Origin of the sequence: Pedobacter anseongensis, assembly GCF_037482965.1 — a bacterium.
Classification (GTDB): domain Bacteria; phylum Bacteroidota; class Bacteroidia; order Sphingobacteriales; family Sphingobacteriaceae; genus Pedobacter; species Pedobacter anseongensis.
In genome coordinates this window covers 722,425-744,543 of record NZ_JBBHKB010000003.1, presented here as the reverse complement: position 1 = coordinate 744,543, position 22,119 = coordinate 722,425, and the positions used below count along the sequence as shown (strand labels likewise).

The following is a 22,119-nucleotide window of genomic DNA, read 5'->3' as shown; positions in this document are numbered from 1 at the left end:
TCAGCGATTTCCTTCCTTTAGTTTAATTTGTATCTTTTTTGAGGCTGGTTCTACCGGTGGTGGGATCTTATCATATCTTTGGTTAGGTTCTACTCTTGGTATGCTTTTTTTAGCACTTGATTCTGTTTGTGGTTGGTCTACCAGTACTGGAGAAGTGGCCATCCCAATTCGGTTAGGTTCTATTCTTGGTGCTATGGCAGCGGTTTTTCCTGGTGGCGGCTCAACTGGTGGTGGCGGGGTTTTCGCGCCTTTTTTTGGTTTGTCGGGTTTAATAATTGGTGGGGGAAACCTAACCACATCTTTTTTAGGTGGAGGGGGTGGTTCTACCGGAGGCGGTGGAGTTTTCATTCCTTTGCTCGCTTTGTCTGATTTAACAATTGGGGGTGGAAACTTAACCACATCTTTTTTATGTGGGGGTGGCGGTTCAACTGGAGGTGGTGGAGTTTTCGATCCTTTCATTGATTTGTTTGCTCTCACAATTGGTGGTGGAAACTTTACTTGATCTTGTTTTTTTGCTTTTTTTAATCTTAAAGTATCAATTTTTGTAGTCTTCGCTACTTTAGGGTTATCCTGGATAGGAACAAGAAATTCACTTTTCTCCGGAAGCAAATCTACATATCCATAATCCTTTGTAAATGCCATTGTAGATATACAAAGCATACTCCCAGTTAAAGGGAGTGTCAACAATAGCCTGAGCCTTGCCCAACCTGCTGTTCTCTTTTTGTTTAACATGTTAATTCTCCTTTTTAATATTGATTGATTGAAAATTTGATTAGTAATAGGCTGCGCCCTTAATCCAAATGAATTTTGAATTAAAAAAAGCGCATATTCATGCTTTTGAACATCGGCATTGGTAGTAAGCTCGTCTGCAATATATTCGTGCAGAAGCTTAATGTCTTTTTTAATAAAATGTATGATAGGGTTAAACCAACAAGTAATTTGTACCAACTCAAAAAATAGTACATCAACACTATGTTTTTGTTTAATATGTACCATCTCATGTTTAATTACTGCAGTTTTATCTGCCAATTCTGGATGGATAAATAAAAGATTGAAGAATGAAAATGCAGTCGATTCGCCTTTTACCTCAACTAAAATAATATCGCCAGTAGAGTGTTTTTTCCCTTTAAGCCAAATACTTACAATCTTATATATACTTAAGCCTAATTTAATGGCAAAACAAAAGGCAATAGACAGGTAAAGCAGGTAGAACCAATTTACTTCTTCCCCATCTACATTGGGGTTTATGGGATTAATATGACTTAAATTCTGCGAAATCGAAGGTTTTAATAATCCCAATTGCAGAACGGGTACTATAAACGAGATAACCGTAGAGAGCAGCAAAAAATACCGATTAAGATTATAAAAGGTTTCATTTTGCAAAAACAAACGGTAAAAACCGTAAAATAATACCAAGTATAGGTTTGCTTCGAGTAAATAATACAACCAGTTCATTATTTCTTGTTTTTAAGTTTTTCGGCCAAGGCAATCAACTCATCAAGCTCCTCCATATCCATATTTTTTTCCTTCACCAAGAAAGAAACTAAACTCTGATAATTATTCTCGAAATAATTATTCATCACTTTATCAAAGGCAAAATGCTTGTACTGTTCTTCTGTAATAATAGGAAAATAGATATAGGTATTGCCAATTGCCTTATGGTCTATAAATCCTTTGCCTTCTAAAACACGGATAACCGTTGATACGGTATTGTATGCTGGTTTTGGTGGTTCCATTTTATCAATTACATCTTTAACCAACCCTTCTTTCATGTCCCACAAGATTAACATGACCTGTTCTTCTGCTTTTGTTAACTCTCTCATTGTAATATTTTCTTTTTGCTAAACTAAATTTACCACTATTTTTATAGTTATCAAACTATTTTTGTAGTTTGATATTTAATTAGTTGATTAACAGATTAATAAAATTATTATAGAAACCGAATTCATAGAATATCATACCTTTGAATCAATGAGTTTAGTTCATAAAATAGCCCTTACTTTAATTAAAAACATCGGCTCTAGGCAAGCGAGAAAGCTACTGGTCGCCTTTGGTGATGCCGAGTCTGTATTTACCGCAAGAAAGGATGCACTTTTAAAAATTGAAGGAATCGGTGAGAAAATTGCCGACTCTATTTTAACAACAGATGCACTTGCAAGAGCTGAAAAGCAGCTGGCTTTTATTGAAAAACATAAAATTGAAGTGCTATTTTACACTGATGCATCTTATCCGAAGCGATTGCGCAATTGTTATGATGCTCCAATACTGCTCTATTTTAAGGGAAAGGTAGATTTTAATCAAAAACGAGTAGTAAGTATTGTAGGTACACGAAATGCCACGCCTTATGGAAAAGAACTTTGTAGGCAATTGGTAGCCTACTTAAAACCCTATGATGTACTAATTATTAGTGGTCTTGCCTATGGGATAGACGTTGCTGCACATAAAGAAAGTGTTGCGCAACGTATGGTAACAGTAGGTGTGCTAGGGCATGGTTTAGACCGTGTTTATCCTCCAGCACATACCGATATTGCAAGGAATATGGTTGAGCATGGAGGGTTATTGACGGAATTTTTGCCAGAAACAAATCCTGATAAAGAGAATTTCCCGAAAAGAAATAGGATTATTGCAGGCTTATGTGATGTGTTAGTCGTCATTGAAGCATCGAGTAAAGGTGGCGCATTAATTACCGCCGATATCGCAAATTCGTACGCTAGAGATGTATATGCTTTTCCAGGTCGCACATCCGATCAATATTCTGAAGGCTGCAATTTTCTTATTAAAACAAATAGGGCTGGTCTCATTAATCACCCTAAAGACCTGGTTTATTATCTAGCTTGGGATGAAAGAACGAAAAAAACAGAAGTGCAAGCGCATTTACCGCTAAATTTAACCGAATTAGAGCTTCAGATTGTGGAAGAGCTTAAAAATAATACAATGGATGTTGATGAATTAAGCAGTAGAACTAAATTATCTCAAAGTAAGCTTGCCATTACTTTATTAACCCTCGAAATGCAAGGAATAGTAATCAACTTGCCTGGAAAACAATATCAACTTGCCTAATATTATAAAATTTATTGTATACTTATCTAGTAGTTTAAAGTATAAAATTCTTTATTGTTGAATATTTCGAAATTTAGTTTTTAATAAATATTAAATCATAAAATACTTATTGCCATTTTGTATTTTTGTAGCATGTGGTACAATAATATTTTGGAAACCATTGGCAATACGCCTTTGGTAAAATTAAATAACATTACTTCGTCTATTCCAGCAACGGTTTTAGCGAAGATAGAAACAACCAACCCGGGCAACTCGATTAAAGATCGAATGGCGGTTAAAATGATCGAAGATGCAGAGAAAAGTGGCGCATTAAAACCTGGTGGAACCATTATTGAAGGTACTTCTGGCAATACGGGAATGGGTTTAGCCATGGCCGCCATCATTAAAGGCTATAAATGTATTTTCACGACCACCGATAAACAATCGAAAGAAAAAGCAGATGCCTTACGTGCTTTTGGCGCTGAGGTAATTGTTTGTCCAACCAATGTAGATCCAGAAGATCCTCGCTCATATTACTCTGTTTCTTCACGTTTAGAGCGAGAAGTGCCTAACTCTTGGAAACCAAACCAATACGATAATTTATCGAACTCTAAAGCACACTATGAGCAAACCGGACCAGAAATATGGGCCCAAACTGAAGGTAAAATTACGCATTTGGTGGTGGGTGTAGGTACGGGTGGTACCATATCGGGTACCGGAAAGTATTTGAAAGAAAAAAATCCGAATATAAAAGTATGGGGAATTGATACCTATGGTTCAGTTTTTAAAAAATACAAGGAAACAGGAATTTTAGATAAAAACGAAATCTATCCTTATATAACCGAGGGCATAGGGGAGGATTTTCTACCACAAAATGTAGATTTTGAGGTGATCGATTTATTCGAGAAGGTTACTGATAAAGATGCTGCTTTAATGACTCGTGAGATTGCACGTAAAGAAGGTATTTTTGCCGGAAATTCTGCAGGTTCAGCAATCGCTGGTCTTTTACAACTAAAAGAAAAATTAAAACCAGAAGATGTAGTTGTGGTTATTTTTCATGACCATGGAAGTCGCTACATGGGAAAAATGTATAATGATGATTGGTTACGTGAAAGAGGATTCTTAACCGATGAAAAATTAACAGCTCGCTCTATTTTAGCTAAGAGCTCAAATCAAGAAGTTGTAACATTAGATTGTGAAAAAACAATTACAGAAGCCATAAATGTGATGAAAACTCTTAACATTTCTCAGTTGCCAATTACGCAACAGGGCATGGTAATTGGTAAGGTTACGGAGAGCAATATTCTCGAATCGCTATTGGAAAACCCTTCCTTAAAGTCGAGCCCGGTAAAAGAAATTATGACCGCTTCTTTGCCGTTTGTTGATTTAAATACGTCGATCGACAAAATTTCGGCAATGATCAATAAAGACAACAGTGCGGTTTTAGTAGAAGACGAGAAAGGAAAGATTGGTATTATAACGCAATATGATATTATTGAAGCAATATCTGGGTAATTTTAGTTCACTGGTCATTAGTTCATTAAGGTGCAAATGAACTAATGAAAAATGAACCAATTTTTAATGGCTCGGTCCTGAACCCTCTACACGTTTAATTTGTGCGCCTAAAGCTCTTAATCGGGTATCGATATCTTGATAACCACGCTCAATTTGCTCAATATTGTAAATCGTTGAGGTACCTTCAGCTGATAAGGCAGCGATTAACAAAGAAACGCCTGCTCTAATATCAGGAGAAGTCATACTAATTCCCCTTAACTTATATTTTTTATCAATTCCATTTACAGTAGCGCGATGTGGGTCGCACAGGATAATTTGGGCACCCATATCAATTAATTTATCCACAAAGAACAAGCGGCTTTCGAACATTTTTTGGTGAATAAGAACGTTTCCTCTTGCTTGGGTGGCAACCACTAGAACAATACTTAATAAATCTGGTGTAAAACCGGGCCAAGGAGCATCGGCAATGGTTAAGATCGAACCATCAATAAAAGTATCGATCACATAATTTTTTTGAGAAGGCACAAAAATATCGTCGCCTCTACGTTCTAACTTAATGCCAAGTTTTTTAAATACTTCCGGAATAACGCCCAATTCATCGTAACATACGTTTTTGATGGTGATTTCTGATTCTGTCATCGCCGCAAGCCCAATAAACGAACCAATTTCAATCATGTCAGGCAGCATTCTATGCGATGTTCCTCCTAGTTTTTTAACCCCTTCGATGGTTAATAAATTAGAACCAATGCCCGAAATTTGTGCTCCCATTCTATTTAGCATCTTACAAAGTTGCTGTAAATACGGCTCACAAGCTGCATTATAAATGGTTGTGGTTCCTTTCGCTAAAACTGCAGCCATTACAATATTTGCCGTACCCGTTACCGACGCCTCGTCTAATAAAATATAAGCTCCTTTTAAATTTGTGGCGTCGACATTGAAAAATGCTTTTTTAGAATCATAAATGAACTTTGCACCTAACTTTTCAAACCCTATAAAGTGAGTGTCTAACCTCCTGCGGCCAATTTTATCTCCCCCTGGTTTAGGGATAGCTGCTTTACCAAAACGGGCCAAAAGTGGACCAACAATCATAATCGATCCACGTAAGCCACCACCTTTCGCTTTAAAAACATCTGATTCAAAAAAACCAAGGTTTATGTTTTTCGCTTCAAAAGTATACGTGTCTTTGTTAAGGCGTTCTACAATTACCCCCAAATCGCCCAACAATTCAATCAGTTTATTTACATCTTTAATATCTGGGATATTGCTGATCGTAATTTTCTGGTCAGTTAATAAAACAGCGGATAAAATCTGCAAGGCTTCATTTTTTGCACCTTGTGGTGTGATTTCGCCTTTTAATTTCTTGCCGCCAATAATTTCGAATGCGTTCATATTAACTAATGTCTTTGTTTTGGATTATTATTACGTTGTTGTGGTCTGCCACCATTATTGTTCTGGCGACCTTTATTATTGTTTTGTCGACCACGATTGTTGTTATTATTTGTTCGGTTTGGCTGAGGCCTAAATTCAACTTTCTGTAGGTTTACATTCTCTTCCAATTCCAGGTTTCCGCCAGAAAGTTCCCGTAGGTTTTTAAGAATTACCTCATCGGCTACATTGTCTTTGTTCCACTGTACATAAGCCATCTTCATAAAATTTGCAATCCCTTGTACCATAGCGGCTTTGCGTTCAGGGTTTTCTTCTTCCATGGTTTTAGCAATCAGTTTTTCTACTGTTTTGCCATAATGTTTATAGGTAATTCGCTGTTGCGGATAGCCAATATGCGCCGGTTTAAATTGAGCAGCTTCTGGTAAAGGTTTTGGATAGGGGCTATCTACATCGATCTTATAATCAGATATAATATGTAAATGATCCCAAAGTTTATGCTTAAAATCGGCAACATCGCGCAAATGCGGATTTAAAAAACCCATCAAATCAATTACGGCTTGTGCATATTTATTGCGTTCTTCTTTTGTTGGTAAATCGATAATGTACTTTACCATATTTTGTACATTACGGCCATATTCGGCTAAAATTAAGTCACTACGAGTGGTGTTATAATCGAAATTCATTATGTGTTGCTTATATTAAACTAAGAATTTATTGCAAAAGCATTATGAATTAACCGAAAATGAGAAAATATTTAATGAGAATTAAAGTTGTTTTCTTAAAGAGATAAACGGTTAAGAGTTCATCGAAATGAACAATTGCAATTCAAATATACTGTTAATTTGGATAAAACTAAATTTTCTTTTACCATCTTAGAAATCTTAGCTCTTCAGGTTTCAAAACTTTAGATTCTGTGTCGATTTGCAAATGAAAAATTAGAAACCTAAGCGCACCTAGGTTTGATGGTTTATAAACAGTATGCCCATGTTTTTCTGAGGTATCTCAGGTGGGGGAAAAACGGTTATTTCACAATCCTAAGTTTTGCAAATTTTAACAACAACTGTTTATTTCCCAAGCCCTGAAAAAATACAGTTGCTTTAACATCTGGTAAAGTACCTTCCAAGTTAACAATTTTTCCAAACCCAAACTTCTCGTGCTCTACATCCATTCCATTTTGAAATTCATTGGCCGCGTTTGGTGAAAAACCTGGCGTAGGAACATGCGCTTTTGGAAGTATAGACGTTGTTTTCGGGCGAATAATAGTGGAAGAAGAAGGAGCCGAACTCGATATTTTAGGTTTGCTTTGAAATTCTCTTTGCTGACTCCAGCTTTTGCGCTCGGTATCAAAACTGCCATCGCCAAAAATAGATTTCGAAGGTTTTACCACTTCTAACTCTAAATAAGAAGGATTAATTTCGTTGATGAAACGACTAGGCTCACAAGATGTTAATGTTCCCCATCGGTAGCGAGATGTGGCATATGTTAAGGTTAATTTCTTTTCTGCACGGGTAATTGCAACGTAAAATAGGCGTCGTTCTTCTTCCAAATCTGTTCTAGAGGTGAGCGACATTTGTGAAGGAAATAGATTTTCTTCCAACCCAACCACAAATACATTTTTAAACTCTAAACCTTTGGCCGAATGGATGGTCATTAACGAAACCGTATCGGCATCTTTGTCGTTCTGGCGATCGTCGTTTGTTAATAGGGCAATGTCTTGCATAAAAATAGCTAAACTCCGATCTTCAATGTCTTCGCGTTCGGCAAATTCCTTTATTCCATTCAATAATTCTTGAATGTTTTCGTATCTACTTCTTCCTTCTACGCTATCATCAGTATGCAATTCCTTTAAGATCCCAGAATGCTGAGCAATATATAATGCAGTTTCATAAGCATCCAACTTTTTAGATTCTGCCGCAAAACTCTGAATCATCACTGCAAAATCATTCAATTGATTGGCAATTCTACCTTCAATATAATGCTGTGGATTGCAAATCACTTGCCACATCGTTACATCGTGCTTATCGGCAGCTACAGAAATTTTCTCTATCGTAGTGTCTCCTAATCCACGGCGTGGATAATTAATTACGCGTTTAATGGCTTCTTCGTCAGCTGGGTTAAACGTTAAACGAAAATAGGCGATTAAATCTTTAACCTCTTTACGTTGATAGAATGATAAGCCTCCATAAATTCTATAAGGAACATTAAGCTTTCGTAAAGCTTCCTCCATCGCCCTGCTTTGCGCATTGGTTCGGTATAAAATAGCAAAATCTTTATGTGCTAATCCACTATTTAATCGGTCCTGAACAATGGCCTCGGCTACCAATTTTCCTTCCTCATTATCCGTAAACGCTCTCGAAACCTTAATGCGATCCCCCTTTTCATTTGCAGAGAATACATTTTTCTCGAGCTGATTTTTATTGTTAGCAATGATGCTATTGGCAACTTCAACAATGTTTTGCGTTGAACGATAATTCTGTTCTAGTTTATAAACTTTTAAATCTGGATAATCGCGTTCAAAGTTTAAAATGTTTTGGATATTTGCTCCCCGAAACGCGTAGATACTCTGCGCATCATCACCAACTACACATATATTTTGATAGGCCGCGGCTAATTTTTTAACAATGGTGTACTGAGAGAAATTTGTATCCTGGTACTCATCAACCATTAGATACCTAAACTTTTGTTGATATTTATTTAATACCTCAGGGTGATTTTTCAATAAAACATTGGTTTTAAATAATAAATCATCAAAATCCATCGCGCCTGCCTTGTAACAGCGCTTGGCATAGGTTTCATAAATTAAACCCAATAGCGGGCGTTTATTGCCAGCATCTTCGGCTTGAATTTGATCATTTTCTAAATATTCGGTATAAGAAACCAAGTTGTTTTTAGCAGATGAAATGCGATTAAAAACCACATTTGCGGCATAGAGCTTATCATCTAGCTGCATTTCCTTTAAAATGCTTCTGATTAAGCTTTTGCTATCGTCGGTATCGTAAATGGTAAAATTTGATGGATAACCTATTTTTTCAGCTTCAACCCGTAAAATTTTGGCAAATACGGAGTGGAAAGTACCCATCCAAATATTTTTTGCCTCGCCACCTACCACTTTACTAATACGCTCGCGCATATCTTTACTCGCCTTATTTGTAAACGTAAGCACTAAAATATTAAATGCATCTACACCTTTTTGTATTAAATGGGCAACTCTGTACGTAATTACTCTAGTTTTGCCCGCACCCGCACCTGCAACAATCATTACAGGCCCTTGTGTGTTTTCTACCGCTGCTCTCTGCTGTGGATTTAATCCTGCTAAATAATCCAAATCTTCGTCTTTTTTTGAGTTCAAAAATAACAAATTCTCCCCGCTTATAGAAAGGTGTTGGTAAATACCTGCTTTAAACAAAAATTAATCATCCTCTCGAAACAGCGTATCCAAACTGTAAATTTGGTTACATCCACTCTTCACTGCCACTTTCGATCTGATATAACCAATAGTTAACCAATTGCTTAATCTCAGTGTAGTTACCATACTTAAAATGGATAACTCCTGCTGCAGTGTGCAAATTAACATGGCCAACATCGACACTTTTATGCCAAGGGTATTGGAAAGTAGTGATAGACTGGATTTTGTGTGGCACAATAATCTGATGTGAAATATCCCAAATTCCACTCTTTTTAATGATAAAATCCTTACTAACCACTAATCGGTGCCTTTTATAGCTAATATAAAGGGTTGAAACCACTAAGATAAAATAGCATATGGCTAATGGATAGTAAGGTTTAAGTTGGTTAAAATTAAACCAAAATGTAAAAAATATGCCAATCGGTATAATTGCCTTAAAAAATAAAGGAAGATTTAAAAATCTAAAATTTGGAGTAAAGATTTTTCCCTCTTTTGGCATATCTCCTAGAATAATGCGAAGTAGTTCATCCTTTTCTGTTTTGCTGCATCCTGGAATATGAAGAAAGGACTTCGCTACATCCTTTTCCTCTTTCTTTTCCCCAGTATGAGCCTGCATTAGGAGTAAATTAATGATGTTTAGCTTTTTTTGAAAATAATTTTGACTATAGTTTGTAATCTGCACTTTTCGAGGATTTACTAACGTATTCTTTCTAGCAAAAAGACCGAAAGAAAGTAAAAGAGAATGCTTATGCTTACTTACTTCAAAATCAAAATAGGTTACAAACGTACGTATAATGTTAATTATCAAAAGAATACATAAGAAAATTGCAACGAGTATGCCGACAGAAAAAACGGAAACGCCAGTCTTAATCGCTGCTTCAACCTGTCCATTATCATTATCGAATGCACGAATTAATTCTTTTGCATTATGAAAAATAGCATACAAAAATCCCATTAAAAGGATTAAACTACTTAAGTAATTAGACGTAAGACCAACTTTGAATAAGGTTCTAGCACTTAATTTTAGAAATAGGGTTTGTTTTTGTGTTGCCGTGTTAGTTTCTAAAACATCAGAACTACTTACCTTCTCCCCATTTAATAAGTGTTCTTTTAAACTATATGCAATTTCTTTGCTTATTGCTTTCATGCTCACTTCACTACTGGCAGTACCCGGGGTATCAATCTGCAGGCTGTAAACACCTATTAATTTTTGCAGCAGCGATTGGTTGATGTTTACCTGCTGAATTTTATCTAATTGTATCGTAAGTAAGGTACGATTAAACACACCCTTGTTGATTACAAATTCTTGTTTCTTATCATCCAAAAAGAAAGTAAATCGGCGATAACTTAGATAGGAAAAAAATAAAATAACCACGATTAATACTGCAAGACCAATTACCACATACATTAGTACAGAAGCAGTTGCCTTTATTACAAAAATTGCTAGTGGAATAAATAAGGCCCTTATAAAGTGCTGCAGGGTGTGAGCACCCATAATTATGATACCTGATATCGATTGTCGTTGTGGCTTGCTAAAATCGAAATTCATCATTGATCGGCTAGCTTTTCTAATAAATCTAATTTCTTTAATAAAGCCTCTTTAATTGCCCTTGCTTGGTGTAGAGGGATGCCAGCTATGTGCATGTGCCCAGTTGAACCCCCTGCTGTATAAATTTGTAAGGTTGCAAGATTATACATCCTCGAAAACAGCCCTTCGTCTAAAGCCACATGCTGTATCCTATTTAATGGAACAACTGTGGTAGTTTCGGCAATAATTCCACTTTTATAGATCATATCTTTTTCTCTTAGGGCATAACCTCTTTTCTTAAAACTGACCTTGTATAGCAGAAAAAGAAGTAAAAATAAAAGCATAAAGCCTGTAATAATAGGTAGGCTGTAAGCCCTAACAGGTTCGTTAAAAAAAATGAATAATCCAATTCCAATAGCACTTAAAATCATTAAGATTGAAATATTTATGGCGATCACTCTCCAAAATCGAGGATCTGGAGCGTTTAAACTAACCTCTTCAAATTTTGGAAGTAAGTCAATTTCTATAGGTTCATTCGTGAATTCTGACATTAGATAGTTTTTTTACAATATTCTGTAAATATACACATCAAGGTTCGGCAAACTCAAATTGAGTTGATTAATGCGTTTTCTAGTGTTCAACTCTGCAAAGTACATTATTTTATTAGAGGTTGTGCCAAAAAGCAATGTTTCTTAGTAAAGACAGCTAGCTTTTATATGCAATCAATTAAATTGCATATAAAAGGCAATTTATCTAAGTTTGTTCAAAATCTATAGGCTATGCAAGAGATAAAAAAATATGTAGAAGAGAATAAACAACGTTTTTTGGATGAGTTGTTCGAATTGTTACGATTTCCATCGGTAAGTGCCGATCCGAAATATAAAGGTGAGGTGCTAAAAACGGCCAATTTTGTAGCAGAAAAATTAAGGAATGCTGGTGCTGATAACGTCGAAATATGTGAAACGGCAGGCTATCCTATCGTTTATGGTGAAAAAATTATCGATCAAGCCTTACCAACGGTTTTAATATACGGACATTATGACGTTCAACCGCCAGATCCTCTAGAACTATGGAAAACCCCACCGTTCGAACCTACCTTAAGAGATGGCAAAATTTATGCGCGCGGAGCATGTGATGATAAAGGACAGTTCTATATGCACGTGAAGGCTTTTGAGTTAATGATGAAAACCAACACCTTGGCCTGTAATGTTAAGTTTATGATAGAGGGTGAGGAAGAAGTGGGTTCAGCCAATCTAGGCATTTTTGTAAAGGCAAACGCCGAGCGACTAAAAGCGGATGTGGTTTTGATTTCAGACACCTCGATGATTAGTATGGAAAACCCTTCAATCGAAACAGGCTTACGTGGCTTAGCCTATATGGAAGTAGAAGTGGTAGGCCCTAATAGAGATTTGCACTCTGGTGTTTATGGCGGCGCAGTTGCTAATCCAGCTACCATTTTATGCAAAATGATTGCTTCCCTGCACGATGAGAATAATCACATTACCATCCCAGCATTTTACGATAAAGTTGTAGATTTAACAGCTGACGAGAAAACAGCACTCAATGCTGCACCATTTGATCTGAAAGAATATAGGGATGATCTTGAAATTGAAGCCGAATGGGGCGAAAAGGGCTATTCCACGTTAGAAAGAACAGGAACACGACCAACCTTAGAAGTAAATGGTATTTGGAGCGGATATACTGGAGAAGGCGCAAAAACGGTTTTACCAAGCAAAGCAAATGCTAAAATATCTATGCGCTTAGTGCCAAATCAAAACTCGGAAGAGATAAGCGAAATTTTTACCAAGCACTTCGAAAGTATTGCGCCAAACTATGTGAAAGTAAAAGTAACCACCCACCATGGCGGCGAACCCGTAGTAACACCAACCAATAGCATAGCTTACAAAGCTGCAGAAAAAGCAATTGAAGTAAGTTTTGGGAAAAAGCCTATTCCAACGCGCGGTGGAGGAAGCATTCCTATTGTGGCGTTATTTGAAGATGTTTTAGGAATTAAATCTGTATTATTTGGTTTTGGTTTGGATAGTGATGCATTACACTCGCCAAATGAGAAATACGATCTTTATAACTATTATAAAGGAATTGAAACTTTGCCGCTTTTTCATAAGTATTTCGCGGAATTGAGTAAAGATTAAGTTAAATATTGATACGTCTTTTCGAACGTAGTGAGAAATCTAACAAGTAAGTTTTTCTATAGATTTCTCACCTCGTTCACTCGGTATCGAAATGACGAAAAATGCCAGTAAAAAAACGCAAACCCACTCGAAAAAAACGCAAAGGAATATCCCTACAGTTAAAATTTGCAATTTTTACCCTATTACTCATTTTATTATCTCCTTTTTATTACGGATATGTACTTAAATTAGCTTCTTCAGCATGGTTTTGGGTACACCATCCGACGGATGATATAAACTATCGAACTTATGAAAGTTACCAGATAAAAATCCCCAAAAAATATGCAATCCACGGTATCGATGTATCGTACTATCAGGGAAAAATAGATTGGCAAAAGGTAAAGGCCATGAATGAGGATGGAGTTAAAATAACCTTTGCGTTTATAAAAGCTACGGAAGGTATAATGGGTGTTGATCCTTACTTTCAACGAAATTGGCGAGAAGCACCTAAGCAAGGCATAAAAGTAGGAGCCTATCATTTTTTTAGACCAAAAAAATCAGGTAGATGGCAAGCGAACTTTTTTCTACAGACCATTAGCGTTGAAAAGGGAGATTTGCGACCCGTTGTAGATATCGAAAGTTTGGATGGCGTATCGCCAGATAAAATGAGAACCGAACTAAATGCTTTTGTAATTCAAATAGAAGAAAAAACCAAGGTAAAGCCAATTATTTACAGCGGACTTAAATTTTACCAAACTTACTTAGCTAAATATTATACCGATTACCCATTCTGGGTAGCGCATTATCACCAGCCAAAGCTAAAATTGGATAGCAACGCGTGGAAATTTTGGCAACATTCTGATAAAGCACGAATTAATGGAATTAATCATGTAGTAGATTTTAACGCTTTTAACGGAGATAGCTTGCAGTTTAAAAAACTTCTTATACTTTGACAACTTTTTAAAGATTGTTTAAGTGTGGGGGTACAAAAAAAATGGTCGTAGCATAATGCTACAACCAAAATTGAATATATGTTGTTTGTTTGGTTTATTTTAAGCTAAGTGCGGCAAATGTGGTAACCTCTGTATTGCTTTTATCCGTTTTAGAAGCGCTAAAGTTCTCTAAGGTGATTTTAGATAGTTTATCCATCGTTAAAACATGAGAATCAGAGTGGCCTTGTAATTTTAATTCGGCAGTATCTTTAATAACAGTATATAAACTTTCAGTTTGTGCATTTACTTCTACTTTTGCGTGGTCTTTTACAAATACTTGAAGGTTTTTTACTGCGAAATTGCCCTTAGTTTGTACCATTGCGTTTCCTGACGCATCAATTCTATATATATTGTCTACGAAAACTGTAATTTCGGCCATACTCGTAGCATTGCCACCATCGATAGTTATGGAAGTATTATTTTTCGTAACGCTAACTCTAGTATTATTTTCATTTTGATATAAAACTTTCGATTTTGGCGCCTGAACAATAGTGACATTGACATTTCCAGTTACAATAATTTTTTGAATGGATGCAATGTCTACAGCACTAACTGAAAGCATTTTTGAAGTCGAACCATTTGCGTAAACAGCTGAATTTGAGATGGCTAAGGCAATTAAGCCTGTAGCGAATAGGGTTTTGATTGAAGTTTTCATGTTTGATTTTTTTTGTGTGATTTACTGATATGACGACCAAATCAAAAAAAAGTTGCATGCCCTCTAGCGCTTTTATACGAAAACTTCGTAATTATCGACGAACTGGCTTTTTAGTTAGACGAAAAGATTATACCATATACTTTTCACAGGTACTTAAAAACGTTTCGTCTGCATCGGCGCCAATTCCAGGGTCTTCTGGAATGCTTAAGAAATAACCATCATAAGTAAGACCTCCAACTACTGGATCTATTAAATGGCCTAATAAACAGGTATCTAGATCAAAATAGATCACATTTGGACTTGCTAAAGCAAAGTGAAGATTGGCACTTAAGGCGATTCGTGTTTCGAGCATGCTTCCAATCATGCATTTCATGCCTTTTTGTAAGGCTTCTTCATGTATCTTTTGCGCTTCTAAAATTCCGCCCGATTTTGCGAATTTAATGTTAAGATATTCGCACGATTTACTGTTGATTAATTTTCGAGCATCATGATGATTATAACAGCTCTCATCTGCCATAATTTTAATCGGCGAATTTAAAGCCAATTCCGGCAATCGATCGTCAAACCAAGTGCGCATGGGCTGCTCACAAAATTCGATATTTTCAGATTCAAGTGCTCCTAAAGCAAATAGTGCATCGTCGAAACTCCATCCCTGATTTGCGTCTAGGCGTAAAACCATTTCACTACCTACTGCTGCTCTAATTTTCTGCACTCGCTCGATGTCTTCGTGTACTTTTTTTCCGAGTTTAATTTTAATAATCCTACAGCCCTTGTTTTTGTATTCTAGTGCTTTACTCGCCATCCCTTCTGCATCATCAATCCCAATTGTCATATCGGTTTCGATTGTTCTTTTATAGCCACCTAAAAATTTATAAAGAGGCAAACCTGCATTTTTTGCTGAAATATCGAACAAGGCCATATCGAATGCACTTTTTATAGTAGCATTATGATCTGCATAAGCCAATAAATCGGCCATACGCTCAGGTATTTCTAATGGGTTTTTACCTTTCCAAATCTGAGCAAAATCTTTTGCCATAGCTAGGCAAGTTTCTTGGGTTTCGCCAACAATCATCGGAAAAGCCGAACACTCTCCAACGCCATAAATGCCTTTATCTGTATGTATTCGAATCAACACATTTTGTGCAAAATGCATGGTTCCAGTTGCAATTACAAAGGGTTCCATTGGGATACTAAAACGGTATATTTCGGTGTGGGTTATGGTCATCTTGTTAATATTGAGTGCTGAGTATAATTTTAGCTAGTAAAGTTAATTATAAAAAGGAAAAATTAAACTTTAATACGTTTGTAGATATTTAATAGCTTTACATTTTATAAGACAGGGTTAAGCTCCTTGTCTCAATACTCATGCCGACTACTCACATCTCAAAAATGCAAGAACCTAATAACCTTATCCACGCTTCATCACCTTATTTACAACAACATGCGTTTAATCCAGTTGAGTGGCACGAATGGAATTCAGCTGCGTTAGAAAAGGCAAAGCTCGAAAACAAATTGATTTTGGTGAGTATCGGTTATTCAGCCTGCCATTGGTGTCATGTAATGGAGCACGAAAGTTTCGAAAACTTTGAGGTTGCCGAAGTGATGAATAAACATTTTGTTTGCATTAAAGTAGATAGAGAAGAGCGCCCAGATATAGATCAGATTTACATGTTGGCCGTGCAATTAATGAATGGAAATGGAGGCTGGCCTTTAAATGCAATTTGCCTGCCCGATCAGCGGCCAATTTATGGCGGTACTTATTTTAGAAAGCAAGATTGGATCAATATCTTATTAAACGTTGCTGATCTTTGGAAAAATGAACCAGAAAAGGCTAAAGATTATGCTAAGCGACTTACAGACGGCATTCATCAATCGGAAAAAATTATTCATGTAGCAACTGGAGTAGAATTTAATAAAACGCATTTAACTGAAATTATCGAGCCTTGGAAGCGCCATTTCGATATGGCTGACGGCGGATACAATAGATCACCTAAATTTCCTTTACCAAACAATTGGATTTTTATGCTGCGGTATAGTCACCTAATGGAGGATGAAGGTGCAGCTATATCAACCATGCTTACCTTGGAAAAAATGGCTTTAGGTGGGATTTATGATCAGGTAGGCGGAGGTTTTTCACGTTATTCGGTCGACGAGCGCTGGCATGTTCCACATTTTGAAAAAATGTTATACGATAATGCGCAATTGGTTTCACTTTATGCCGAAGCTTATCAATACTTAAAAATACCTTTATATAAGGAAGTGGTTACAGAGACTTTAGAGTGGATTTCCAAGGAAATGACATCGCCTGATGGCTTATTTTTCTCTGCTTTAGATGCGGATAGCGAAGGAATAGAAGGTAAATTTTACATTTGGGATAAGCAAGAATTTGAAATCGTGGTAGGAAAAGATGCTGAATTGCTTGCTGCTTACTTTAACGTTACCTCAGAAGGAAATTGGGAGGAAGAAGAGAGTAATGTGTTGCAACGGAAACTTACGGACGAAGAATTCGCTGAAAGAAATAATCTTTCATTGAACGAACTACAACAAAAGATTAGTGTTGCAAAGGAAAAATTATTAACCAAACGAGCCAGCCGCATTCGTCCAGGTTTAGACGATAAATGCTTAGTGGCTTGGAATGCTATGATGATTAAAGCATTGGCAGAGGCAAGTTTAATTTTTGAACAAGATTTTTATTATCAACGTGCAAAACAGGCTACGGAGTTTATTTTAACTAATTTAAGAGCTAGTGATGGCGGCTTATTCAGGAATTACAAAAATGGAAAAGCAAGTATTTCGGGATTTTTAGACGATTACGCTTTCTTAATTGAGGCCTTAATTGTGCTTTATGAAGCAGATTTTGACGAAAAATGGCTTTTAGAAGCAAGAAAGTTAACAGATTATGTGTTAATCAAATTTGAAGATAAAAATAGCCCGATGTTATTCTATACTTCCTCGGCCAGCGAGGCATTAATAGCTAGAAAGCATGAAATTATGGATAATGTTATTTCAGCTTCTAACTCAGTTATGGCTCAAAATCTTCAAAAATTAGGATTATTTTTTGATAATGATGCCTATAGAAATCTAGCAAACGAAATGTTAAGTTCCGTATTACCGAGTATCAAATCGTATGGATCGGCCTATTCGAACTGGAGCATTCAATTGCTTAATGCCGTTTTTGGAATAAATGAGGTAGCCATAATAGGTGAGGGGTTTGAAATTGAGAAAAATAGGCTCCACAAACTGTACATTCCGAATAAAATTACTTTGGGGGGAGTGAATAGCAAGCTGCCTTTACTAGCTGATAAGCAAAGTAAAGAAACAAAAATTTATGTGTGCAGAAATAAAACCTGTCAACTGCCAGTACCTACGGTTGAAGAGGCGATGAGGTTTATCAGTTAATGGTATAATATTAATAAATAGGTGGCTGTCCCAGTTTCGTTTATATGGAATAATCACCACCCAATTCTTTTTTAGCACCCTGCTCATAATTATCAGACAAGTATCTTAAAAAAGAAACGAAAGCATATAATAGCGGAAATCGTTTGCATTCATTGCACCACGCAAATCGTCTGCGATTGCCCAAAGCGTTTTTCCCAACTATTGTTGTTCTACTGCTGTCATTTACCTTTATTTTTTAGTTGTTTGATAGGTTTATCAAAATCTGAGATTACTTTTTGTGTTTTATTAAATTGATCATATTCTTTTCCTGCTTTCTCTAAGGATTTTTGATGAAATACTTCCTTTTCCATCTAAGATTTTATACTCATTGAAATTTAAGAACCGGTTCACGCTATCGGTAAGTTGTTCCAAAGTAAAGGTATTTTCTCTTTCAATCAAACCTTCAATTTAATCAAAATAACTGGTAACTGTTCTTGCTAATTGTTCGATATGTATATTTCAAATCGGTAAGCTTCCCGATGAAATTGTGTTCTACTTGAGGTTCGTTTATGATCATTATATTGCTCGTAGATGAGCCTAAATGTAAAGCTAGCATAATATCTTGTTGGCATAACATGAATATTAGCTAAAATATTAAAGGAAATCGATATTCGACTAAGTTGTTTTTGATAGATTAATACATAGATACTTGCAAATACTAATAAGTCTTTAAGTTGTAACAATTAAACCTATTTTTTGTTAACCTAATAAATAGGCTATCTTTGTAACACTTGCTGTAAGTACTATAGAAGAGGCAGTAAAATTTATTAATTAAAAGAAGACGAATGAGTATTAATTCTAACACTGTAGTGTCATTAACTTATGAACTGCACACCACCACTCCAGAAGGTCAGCAAGTTTTTGTTGAAAAAGCAAATGAAGATCAACCCTTGGTATTTTTATTTGGTGTAGGTATGATGTTGCCTAAATTTGAAGAACATTTATTAGGCCTTAATGTAGGCGACGAATATAGTTTTGAGCTTTCTCCAGCCGATGGATATGGTGAAATTGACGCAACTGCACATGTAGATCTTCCTATCGATATGTTTAAAGATGCTGGAGGCGATTTACCAAATGTTGGTGATGTGATTCCCTTACAAGATAACCAAGGAAATCAATTCCGTGCCGGTGTGACTGGAGTTTCTGAAACACAAATTTCTGTAGACTTAAATCATCCAATGGCTGGTAAAAACTTAATTTTTGCAGGCAAAATATTGTCGGTACGTGAAGCAACAGCTGAAGAATTAAGCCATGGTCACGCTCATGGTGCAGATGGCCATGCTGGTCACTAGACTTACTAATAAAAAAACCGACTTTAGTCGGTTTTTTTATTTATATCGCCTTTCCTGCCGTTAAACTAATGGGTGGATTATCCATCGCATTTGCCGAACTCAGTTTTAATATTCCCTTTACCTTTATCGTTTGATAAGTGAATTTGATGGGTTCAGTTAGTTCAACCATCACCATAATAGGAACTCCATTTTTACCACAAAAAAAACATTGGTTAATGGGTAAGGTAGAAAGCATAAATTTGGTTTGCTTCATTCCATCTTTAATGGGAACGATATAGCCTTCTAATTCGAAGGGTTTACCGGCATATTTCTTTATCTCGTTGGTAAAAATGGCATACATTTCGGTCTCTTTAACGGTTTTAAAGTCGACACTGCCAATTATATCCCAATTATCAGACAAAATTTGATCAGTCGGATCGTGTTGTGCCTTTGTGTTAAAAGCAAATCCCGCAAGTATTAAAAGGAGTAGGCTTAATTTTTTCATCTGTATATAGTTGTTTTTAATGGTGATGAAGCTATCATGAGTTTATTTATTGTATTTGTAACTGCAAACTCATGTTGGTTTCATTTTAGTATATATTAATTTTTACTCAATATTTTGGAAATATTAGATCTGTAGGCCTGTATCGCAGGTAAGATAGCTGCAAATATACCAATCGCTAAGCCAGCAAGCAATAAGTAGAGTTCACTAGTTATAAAAATCTTTCCGCTTAGTTTAGCCTGACTACTCTCTTGGTAACTACTGATTAGTTCTAGCGCTAGATGTCCTAAACCAATACCAATAATTGTTCCAGCAATGGTTAAAATTAGTCCCTCAAGAATTACGATGATAAACAATTTGGTTCTGGAAGCTCCCAATGTTCGCATAATGGCCAAATCGTAATTTCGTTCTTTCAACGAATTATACAGATTAACAAAAACACTTATTGCGGCAATGAGCATGATTAATACCGCAAACCACTGCAAGGTATCAACACCTACACCAATTAAAGAGAACAATCTCGTGCTTTCCATAGCTGGAGATGCTGATTGTAAACTCGTCATCTGATTTACCATACGTGGGAACATGGCTACCGACATTGGCGAACGGTATTGAATGAGGAGTGAAGTGATTTCGCGCCCCTCAACATCTTCTTTGTGCTCGCCTTCTTCCTCGTGCATTTCCCAAACACTGGCAATGTTGGTTAAAATTAAATTGTCTGTAACGTTACCCTGAGGGGCTAAAATTCCAACTACTTTGTATTGATGTTCTTTATGTATATCTGTGTTTTCGGTTAAACCATGCGCACCATTAAAGGTATCGCCGACCTTTAAATTTTGCTCTTTGGCTACATTAATTCCAATTGTAGCTTCTAAATTTTCTTTCCAAAATTTACCACTACTTGTTTTTAAGCCATATAGACTGATGTAATTACTATCCGTTCCCACAATGCGTACGCCATTGTAATTGTCGCCCAACGCAAGAGGAATGGCTCTCTTCACAAATGGGTTATGAGAAAGCTCATTTGCTTCTTTAAGCGGAATATTTCCGGTTGGAAAATCGATATAATAGATACTACTAAGAATTAACTGTAAAGGTGATCCTTTTGCACCCACTACTAAATCGATATCTTTTGAGTTATTATTTAATTTTTCCTCAATTTGAGTAGAGGCCAACAGCAAAATGGTTAAAATGCCCGTTCCAAATGCAATAAGCATAATGTTTAGGGAAGCCGAGAGGGGTTTTGACCATAAACTTTTCCAACTAATTTTTAATGGACTCATGCTAGATTGTAGGTATTAGTGAAAGCATCTTTAACGCGTTTGTCGTGTGTTGCCACAATTAATGTTGCCCTATTTAATGACGATTGTTGCATTAGTAAGTTTAGCACCGCAATTGCATTTTTATCGTCGAGACTTGAGGTAGGTTCGTCTGCAATTAAAAGCGCAGGTTTGTTAATTACTGCTCGCGCTATCGAGACTCGTTGTAGTTGACCCTGACTTAATTCGTTTGGATATGATTTTTTTTTGTTGGCAATATTCAGCGATTCTAATACCTCATTTATTCGAGCTTCGTTTTTTGGTAGATTGGCAAAATTTTGGGCAAGTGCTAAATTTTCGGCAATGGTTAAGCTCTTAATGAGGTGAGGTTTTTGAAAGATGATTCCAATATTTCTTCCTCTAAACTGATCCAAGTTTTTAGAAGATAGGGTGTAGATAGAGGTATCGTTAATGTTAACTTCACCTTGTTTAGGCTTTAAAATTCCTGTTAATATATGTAATAGGGTTGTTTTTCCACTTCCCGATTCGCCAAGCAAAAGCCATTTTTCACCGTCTTTAATTTGCCAATCTTTAAAACGAATCAGCGATGACCCGTTATATTGATGCGCAACCGATTGAATTGAAATCATGTTGTAAAAATAAGATTGCTGTAATCCAATTGCGTTAAAATCGTGTAAAGGATTTGCTACGGTTTTTTTGCCGCAGATGCGCAGATTTATTTTCAATGATTGGGAATATTTTAAATCTGTGCATCTGCGGCCATTTTGAAATTGTGGAAAGGATTTGCTACTGGGGTAGTTTAACTATTTTTTTTGCCACAGATGCGCAGATTTATTTTCAATGATTGGGAATTATTTTAAATCTGTGCATCTGCGGCCATTTTGAAATTGTGGAAAGGATTTGCTACTGGGGTAGTTTAACTATTTTTTTTGCCGCAGATGCGCAGATTTATTTTCAATGATTGGGAATTATTTT

The 22,119-nt window shown here is 36.2% G+C and carries 20 protein-coding genes; 6 read left to right on the top strand and 14 right to left on the bottom strand.

Translation table 11 applies throughout. The features are described 5' to 3' along the window. Together WG904_RS13995 and WG904_RS13990 are read right to left on the bottom strand one after the other, a co-directional pair. Positions 1-1,455 carry a M56 family metallopeptidase gene (locus WG904_RS13995; protein ID WP_339579947.1) on the bottom strand — a complete coding sequence of 485 codons (1,455 nt, stop codon included), beginning with the start codon at positions 1,453-1,455 and terminating at the stop codon, positions 1-3. Continuing rightward, entirely contained in the window at positions 1,455-1,823 is a 369-nt protein-coding gene (locus tag WG904_RS13990; protein ID WP_339579946.1) for a BlaI/MecI/CopY family transcriptional regulator, read from the bottom strand. The genes WG904_RS13995 and WG904_RS13990 overlap by 1 nt, the downstream gene beginning before the upstream one ends. Positions 1,824-1,971: 148 nt before the next feature. On the opposite strand from WG904_RS13990, the gene dprA reads away from it, so the two are divergent. Then, complete coding sequence (gene dprA, locus WG904_RS13985) at positions 1,972-3,060, top strand: DNA-processing protein DprA (RefSeq protein ID WP_339579945.1); 1,089 nt, start codon at positions 1,972-1,974, stop codon at positions 3,058-3,060. 132 nt (positions 3,061-3,192) lie between these two features. Continuing rightward, positions 3,193-4,554: a pyridoxal-phosphate dependent enzyme gene (locus WG904_RS13980; RefSeq protein WP_339579944.1), complete on the top strand. Its 1,362-nt coding sequence runs from the start codon at positions 3,193-3,195 to the stop codon at positions 4,552-4,554. A 63-nt stretch (positions 4,555-4,617) separates the two neighbouring features. On the opposite strand, the gene murA is transcribed toward WG904_RS13980, so the two are convergent. From murA to WG904_RS13955, 5 genes are all read right to left on the bottom strand, one after another. Continuing rightward, on the bottom strand, positions 4,618-5,943 hold the full coding sequence (murA, locus tag WG904_RS13975; RefSeq protein ID WP_339579943.1) for a UDP-N-acetylglucosamine 1-carboxyvinyltransferase: 1,326 nt from the start codon (positions 5,941-5,943) through the stop codon (positions 4,618-4,620). 5 nt (positions 5,944-5,948) lie between these two features. Continuing rightward, positions 5,949-6,623, bottom strand: coding sequence for a DUF4290 domain-containing protein (locus tag WG904_RS13970; protein WP_339579942.1), 675 nt, complete (start codon positions 6,621-6,623; stop codon positions 5,949-5,951). Positions 6,624-6,961: 338 nt separating this feature from the next. Further along, positions 6,962-9,265: an ATP-dependent helicase gene (locus tag WG904_RS13965; RefSeq protein ID WP_339580000.1), complete on the bottom strand. Its 2,304-nt coding sequence runs from the start codon at positions 9,263-9,265 to the stop codon at positions 6,962-6,964. 127 nt (positions 9,266-9,392) lie between these two features. Continuing rightward, on the bottom strand, positions 9,393-10,898 hold the full coding sequence (locus WG904_RS13960) for a PH domain-containing protein (protein ID WP_339579941.1): 1,506 nt from the start codon (positions 10,896-10,898) through the stop codon (positions 9,393-9,395). Further along, on the bottom strand, positions 10,895-11,425 hold the full coding sequence (locus WG904_RS13955) for a PH domain-containing protein (RefSeq protein ID WP_339579940.1): 531 nt from the start codon (positions 11,423-11,425) through the stop codon (positions 10,895-10,897). The genes WG904_RS13960 and WG904_RS13955 overlap by 4 nt, the downstream gene beginning before the upstream one ends. A 228-nt stretch (positions 11,426-11,653) precedes the next feature. Here WG904_RS13955 and WG904_RS13950 point away from each other — a divergent pair, with 228 nt between their 5' ends. Together WG904_RS13950 and WG904_RS13945 are read left to right on the top strand one after the other, a co-directional pair. Next, positions 11,654-13,027: a dipeptidase gene (locus tag WG904_RS13950; protein ID WP_339579939.1), complete on the top strand. Its 1,374-nt coding sequence runs from the start codon at positions 11,654-11,656 to the stop codon at positions 13,025-13,027. Positions 13,028-13,128: 101 nt separating this feature from the next. Next, a complete protein-coding gene (locus tag WG904_RS13945) occupies positions 13,129-13,959 on the top strand; it encodes a glycoside hydrolase family 25 protein (protein ID WP_339579938.1) in 831 nt (276 codons plus the stop codon). Positions 13,960-14,053: 94 nt separating this feature from the next. Here WG904_RS13945 and WG904_RS13940 read toward each other — a convergent pair whose 3' ends face one another. Then, positions 14,054-14,653 (bottom strand): GIN domain-containing protein, encoded by a 600-nt coding sequence (locus WG904_RS13940; RefSeq protein ID WP_339579937.1) that lies wholly within the window; start codon positions 14,651-14,653, stop codon positions 14,054-14,056. 127 nt (positions 14,654-14,780) lie between these two features. Beyond that, a complete protein-coding gene (locus WG904_RS13935; protein ID WP_339579936.1) occupies positions 14,781-15,878 on the bottom strand; it encodes a mandelate racemase/muconate lactonizing enzyme family protein in 1,098 nt (365 codons plus the stop codon). Between the two features lie 164 nt (positions 15,879-16,042). Here WG904_RS13935 and WG904_RS13930 point away from each other — a divergent pair, with 164 nt between their 5' ends. Then, positions 16,043-18,052, top strand: coding sequence for a thioredoxin domain-containing protein (locus WG904_RS13930; RefSeq protein ID WP_339579935.1), 2,010 nt, complete (start codon positions 16,043-16,045; stop codon positions 18,050-18,052). A gap of 105 nt (positions 18,053-18,157) precedes the next feature. Here the strand turns inward: WG904_RS13930 and WG904_RS19650 are convergent, their stop codons facing one another. Beyond that, positions 18,158-18,250 carry a type I restriction-modification system subunit M N-terminal domain-containing protein gene (locus WG904_RS19650; RefSeq protein WP_431844429.1) on the bottom strand — a complete coding sequence of 31 codons (93 nt, stop codon included), beginning with the start codon at positions 18,248-18,250 and terminating at the stop codon, positions 18,158-18,160. Between the two features lie 20 nt (positions 18,251-18,270). Next, positions 18,271-18,402 (bottom strand): hypothetical protein, encoded by a 132-nt coding sequence (locus tag WG904_RS13925; protein WP_339579934.1) that lies wholly within the window; start codon positions 18,400-18,402, stop codon positions 18,271-18,273. 474 nt (positions 18,403-18,876) lie between these two features. Between WG904_RS13925 and WG904_RS13920 the strand changes: the two genes are divergently transcribed. Further along, entirely contained in the window at positions 18,877-19,383 is a 507-nt protein-coding gene (locus WG904_RS13920) for an FKBP-type peptidyl-prolyl cis-trans isomerase (protein ID WP_339579933.1), read from the top strand. A 40-nt stretch (positions 19,384-19,423) separates the two neighbouring features. Here WG904_RS13920 and WG904_RS13915 read toward each other — a convergent pair whose 3' ends face one another. The 3 genes from WG904_RS13915 to WG904_RS13905 form a co-directional block, all read right to left on the bottom strand. Next, complete coding sequence (locus WG904_RS13915; protein ID WP_339579932.1) at positions 19,424-19,867, bottom strand: hypothetical protein; 444 nt, start codon at positions 19,865-19,867, stop codon at positions 19,424-19,426. Positions 19,868-19,962: 95 nt separating this feature from the next. Beyond that, positions 19,963-21,147, bottom strand: a complete 1,185-nt coding sequence (locus WG904_RS13910; RefSeq protein WP_339579931.1) for an ABC transporter permease — start codon at positions 21,145-21,147, stop codon at positions 19,963-19,965. Next, positions 21,144-21,773, bottom strand: a complete 630-nt coding sequence (locus WG904_RS13905; protein ID WP_339579930.1) for an ABC transporter ATP-binding protein — start codon at positions 21,771-21,773, stop codon at positions 21,144-21,146. The genes WG904_RS13910 and WG904_RS13905 overlap by 4 nt, the downstream gene beginning before the upstream one ends. Between the last annotated feature and the right edge of the window lie 346 nt (positions 21,774-22,119).

What these genes read in the sequence shown, in the direction of transcription:
- WG904_RS13995 (WP_339579947.1), bottom strand. Translation starts at nt 1,455, where the DNA reads ATGAACTGGTTGTATTATTTACTCGAAGCAAACCTATACTTGGTATTA.
- WG904_RS13990 (WP_339579946.1), bottom strand. Translation starts at nt 1,823, where the DNA reads ATGAGAGAGTTAACAAAAGCAGAAGAACAGGTCATGTTAATCTTGTGG.
- dprA (WP_339579945.1), top strand. Translation starts at nt 1,972, where the DNA reads ATGAGTTTAGTTCATAAAATAGCCCTTACTTTAATTAAAAACATCGGC.
- WG904_RS13980 (WP_339579944.1), top strand. Translation starts at nt 3,193, where the DNA reads ATGTGGTACAATAATATTTTGGAAACCATTGGCAATACGCCTTTGGTA.
- murA (WP_339579943.1), bottom strand. Translation starts at nt 5,943, where the DNA reads ATGAACGCATTCGAAATTATTGGCGGCAAGAAATTAAAAGGCGAAATC.
- WG904_RS13970 (WP_339579942.1), bottom strand. Translation starts at nt 6,623, where the DNA reads ATGAATTTCGATTATAACACCACTCGTAGTGACTTAATTTTAGCCGAA.
- WG904_RS13960 (WP_339579941.1), bottom strand. Translation starts at nt 10,898, where the DNA reads ATGATGAATTTCGATTTTAGCAAGCCACAACGACAATCGATATCAGGT.
- WG904_RS13955 (WP_339579940.1), bottom strand. Translation starts at nt 11,425, where the DNA reads ATGTCAGAATTCACGAATGAACCTATAGAAATTGACTTACTTCCAAAA.
- WG904_RS13950 (WP_339579939.1), top strand. Translation starts at nt 11,654, where the DNA reads ATGCAAGAGATAAAAAAATATGTAGAAGAGAATAAACAACGTTTTTTG.
- WG904_RS13945 (WP_339579938.1), top strand. Translation starts at nt 13,129, where the DNA reads ATGCCAGTAAAAAAACGCAAACCCACTCGAAAAAAACGCAAAGGAATA.
- WG904_RS13940 (WP_339579937.1), bottom strand. Translation starts at nt 14,653, where the DNA reads ATGAAAACTTCAATCAAAACCCTATTCGCTACAGGCTTAATTGCCTTA.
- WG904_RS13935 (WP_339579936.1), bottom strand. Translation starts at nt 15,878, where the DNA reads ATGACCATAACCCACACCGAAATATACCGTTTTAGTATCCCAATGGAA.
- WG904_RS13930 (WP_339579935.1), top strand. Translation starts at nt 16,043, where the DNA reads ATGCAAGAACCTAATAACCTTATCCACGCTTCATCACCTTATTTACAA.
- WG904_RS13925 (WP_339579934.1), bottom strand. Translation starts at nt 18,402, where the DNA reads ATGGAAAAGGAAGTATTTCATCAAAAATCCTTAGAGAAAGCAGGAAAA.
- WG904_RS13920 (WP_339579933.1), top strand. Translation starts at nt 18,877, where the DNA reads ATGAGTATTAATTCTAACACTGTAGTGTCATTAACTTATGAACTGCAC.
- WG904_RS13915 (WP_339579932.1), bottom strand. Translation starts at nt 19,867, where the DNA reads ATGAAAAAATTAAGCCTACTCCTTTTAATACTTGCGGGATTTGCTTTT.
- WG904_RS13910 (WP_339579931.1), bottom strand. Translation starts at nt 21,147, where the DNA reads ATGAGTCCATTAAAAATTAGTTGGAAAAGTTTATGGTCAAAACCCCTC.
- WG904_RS13905 (WP_339579930.1), bottom strand. Translation starts at nt 21,773, where the DNA reads ATGATTTCAATTCAATCGGTTGCGCATCAATATAACGGGTCATCGCTG.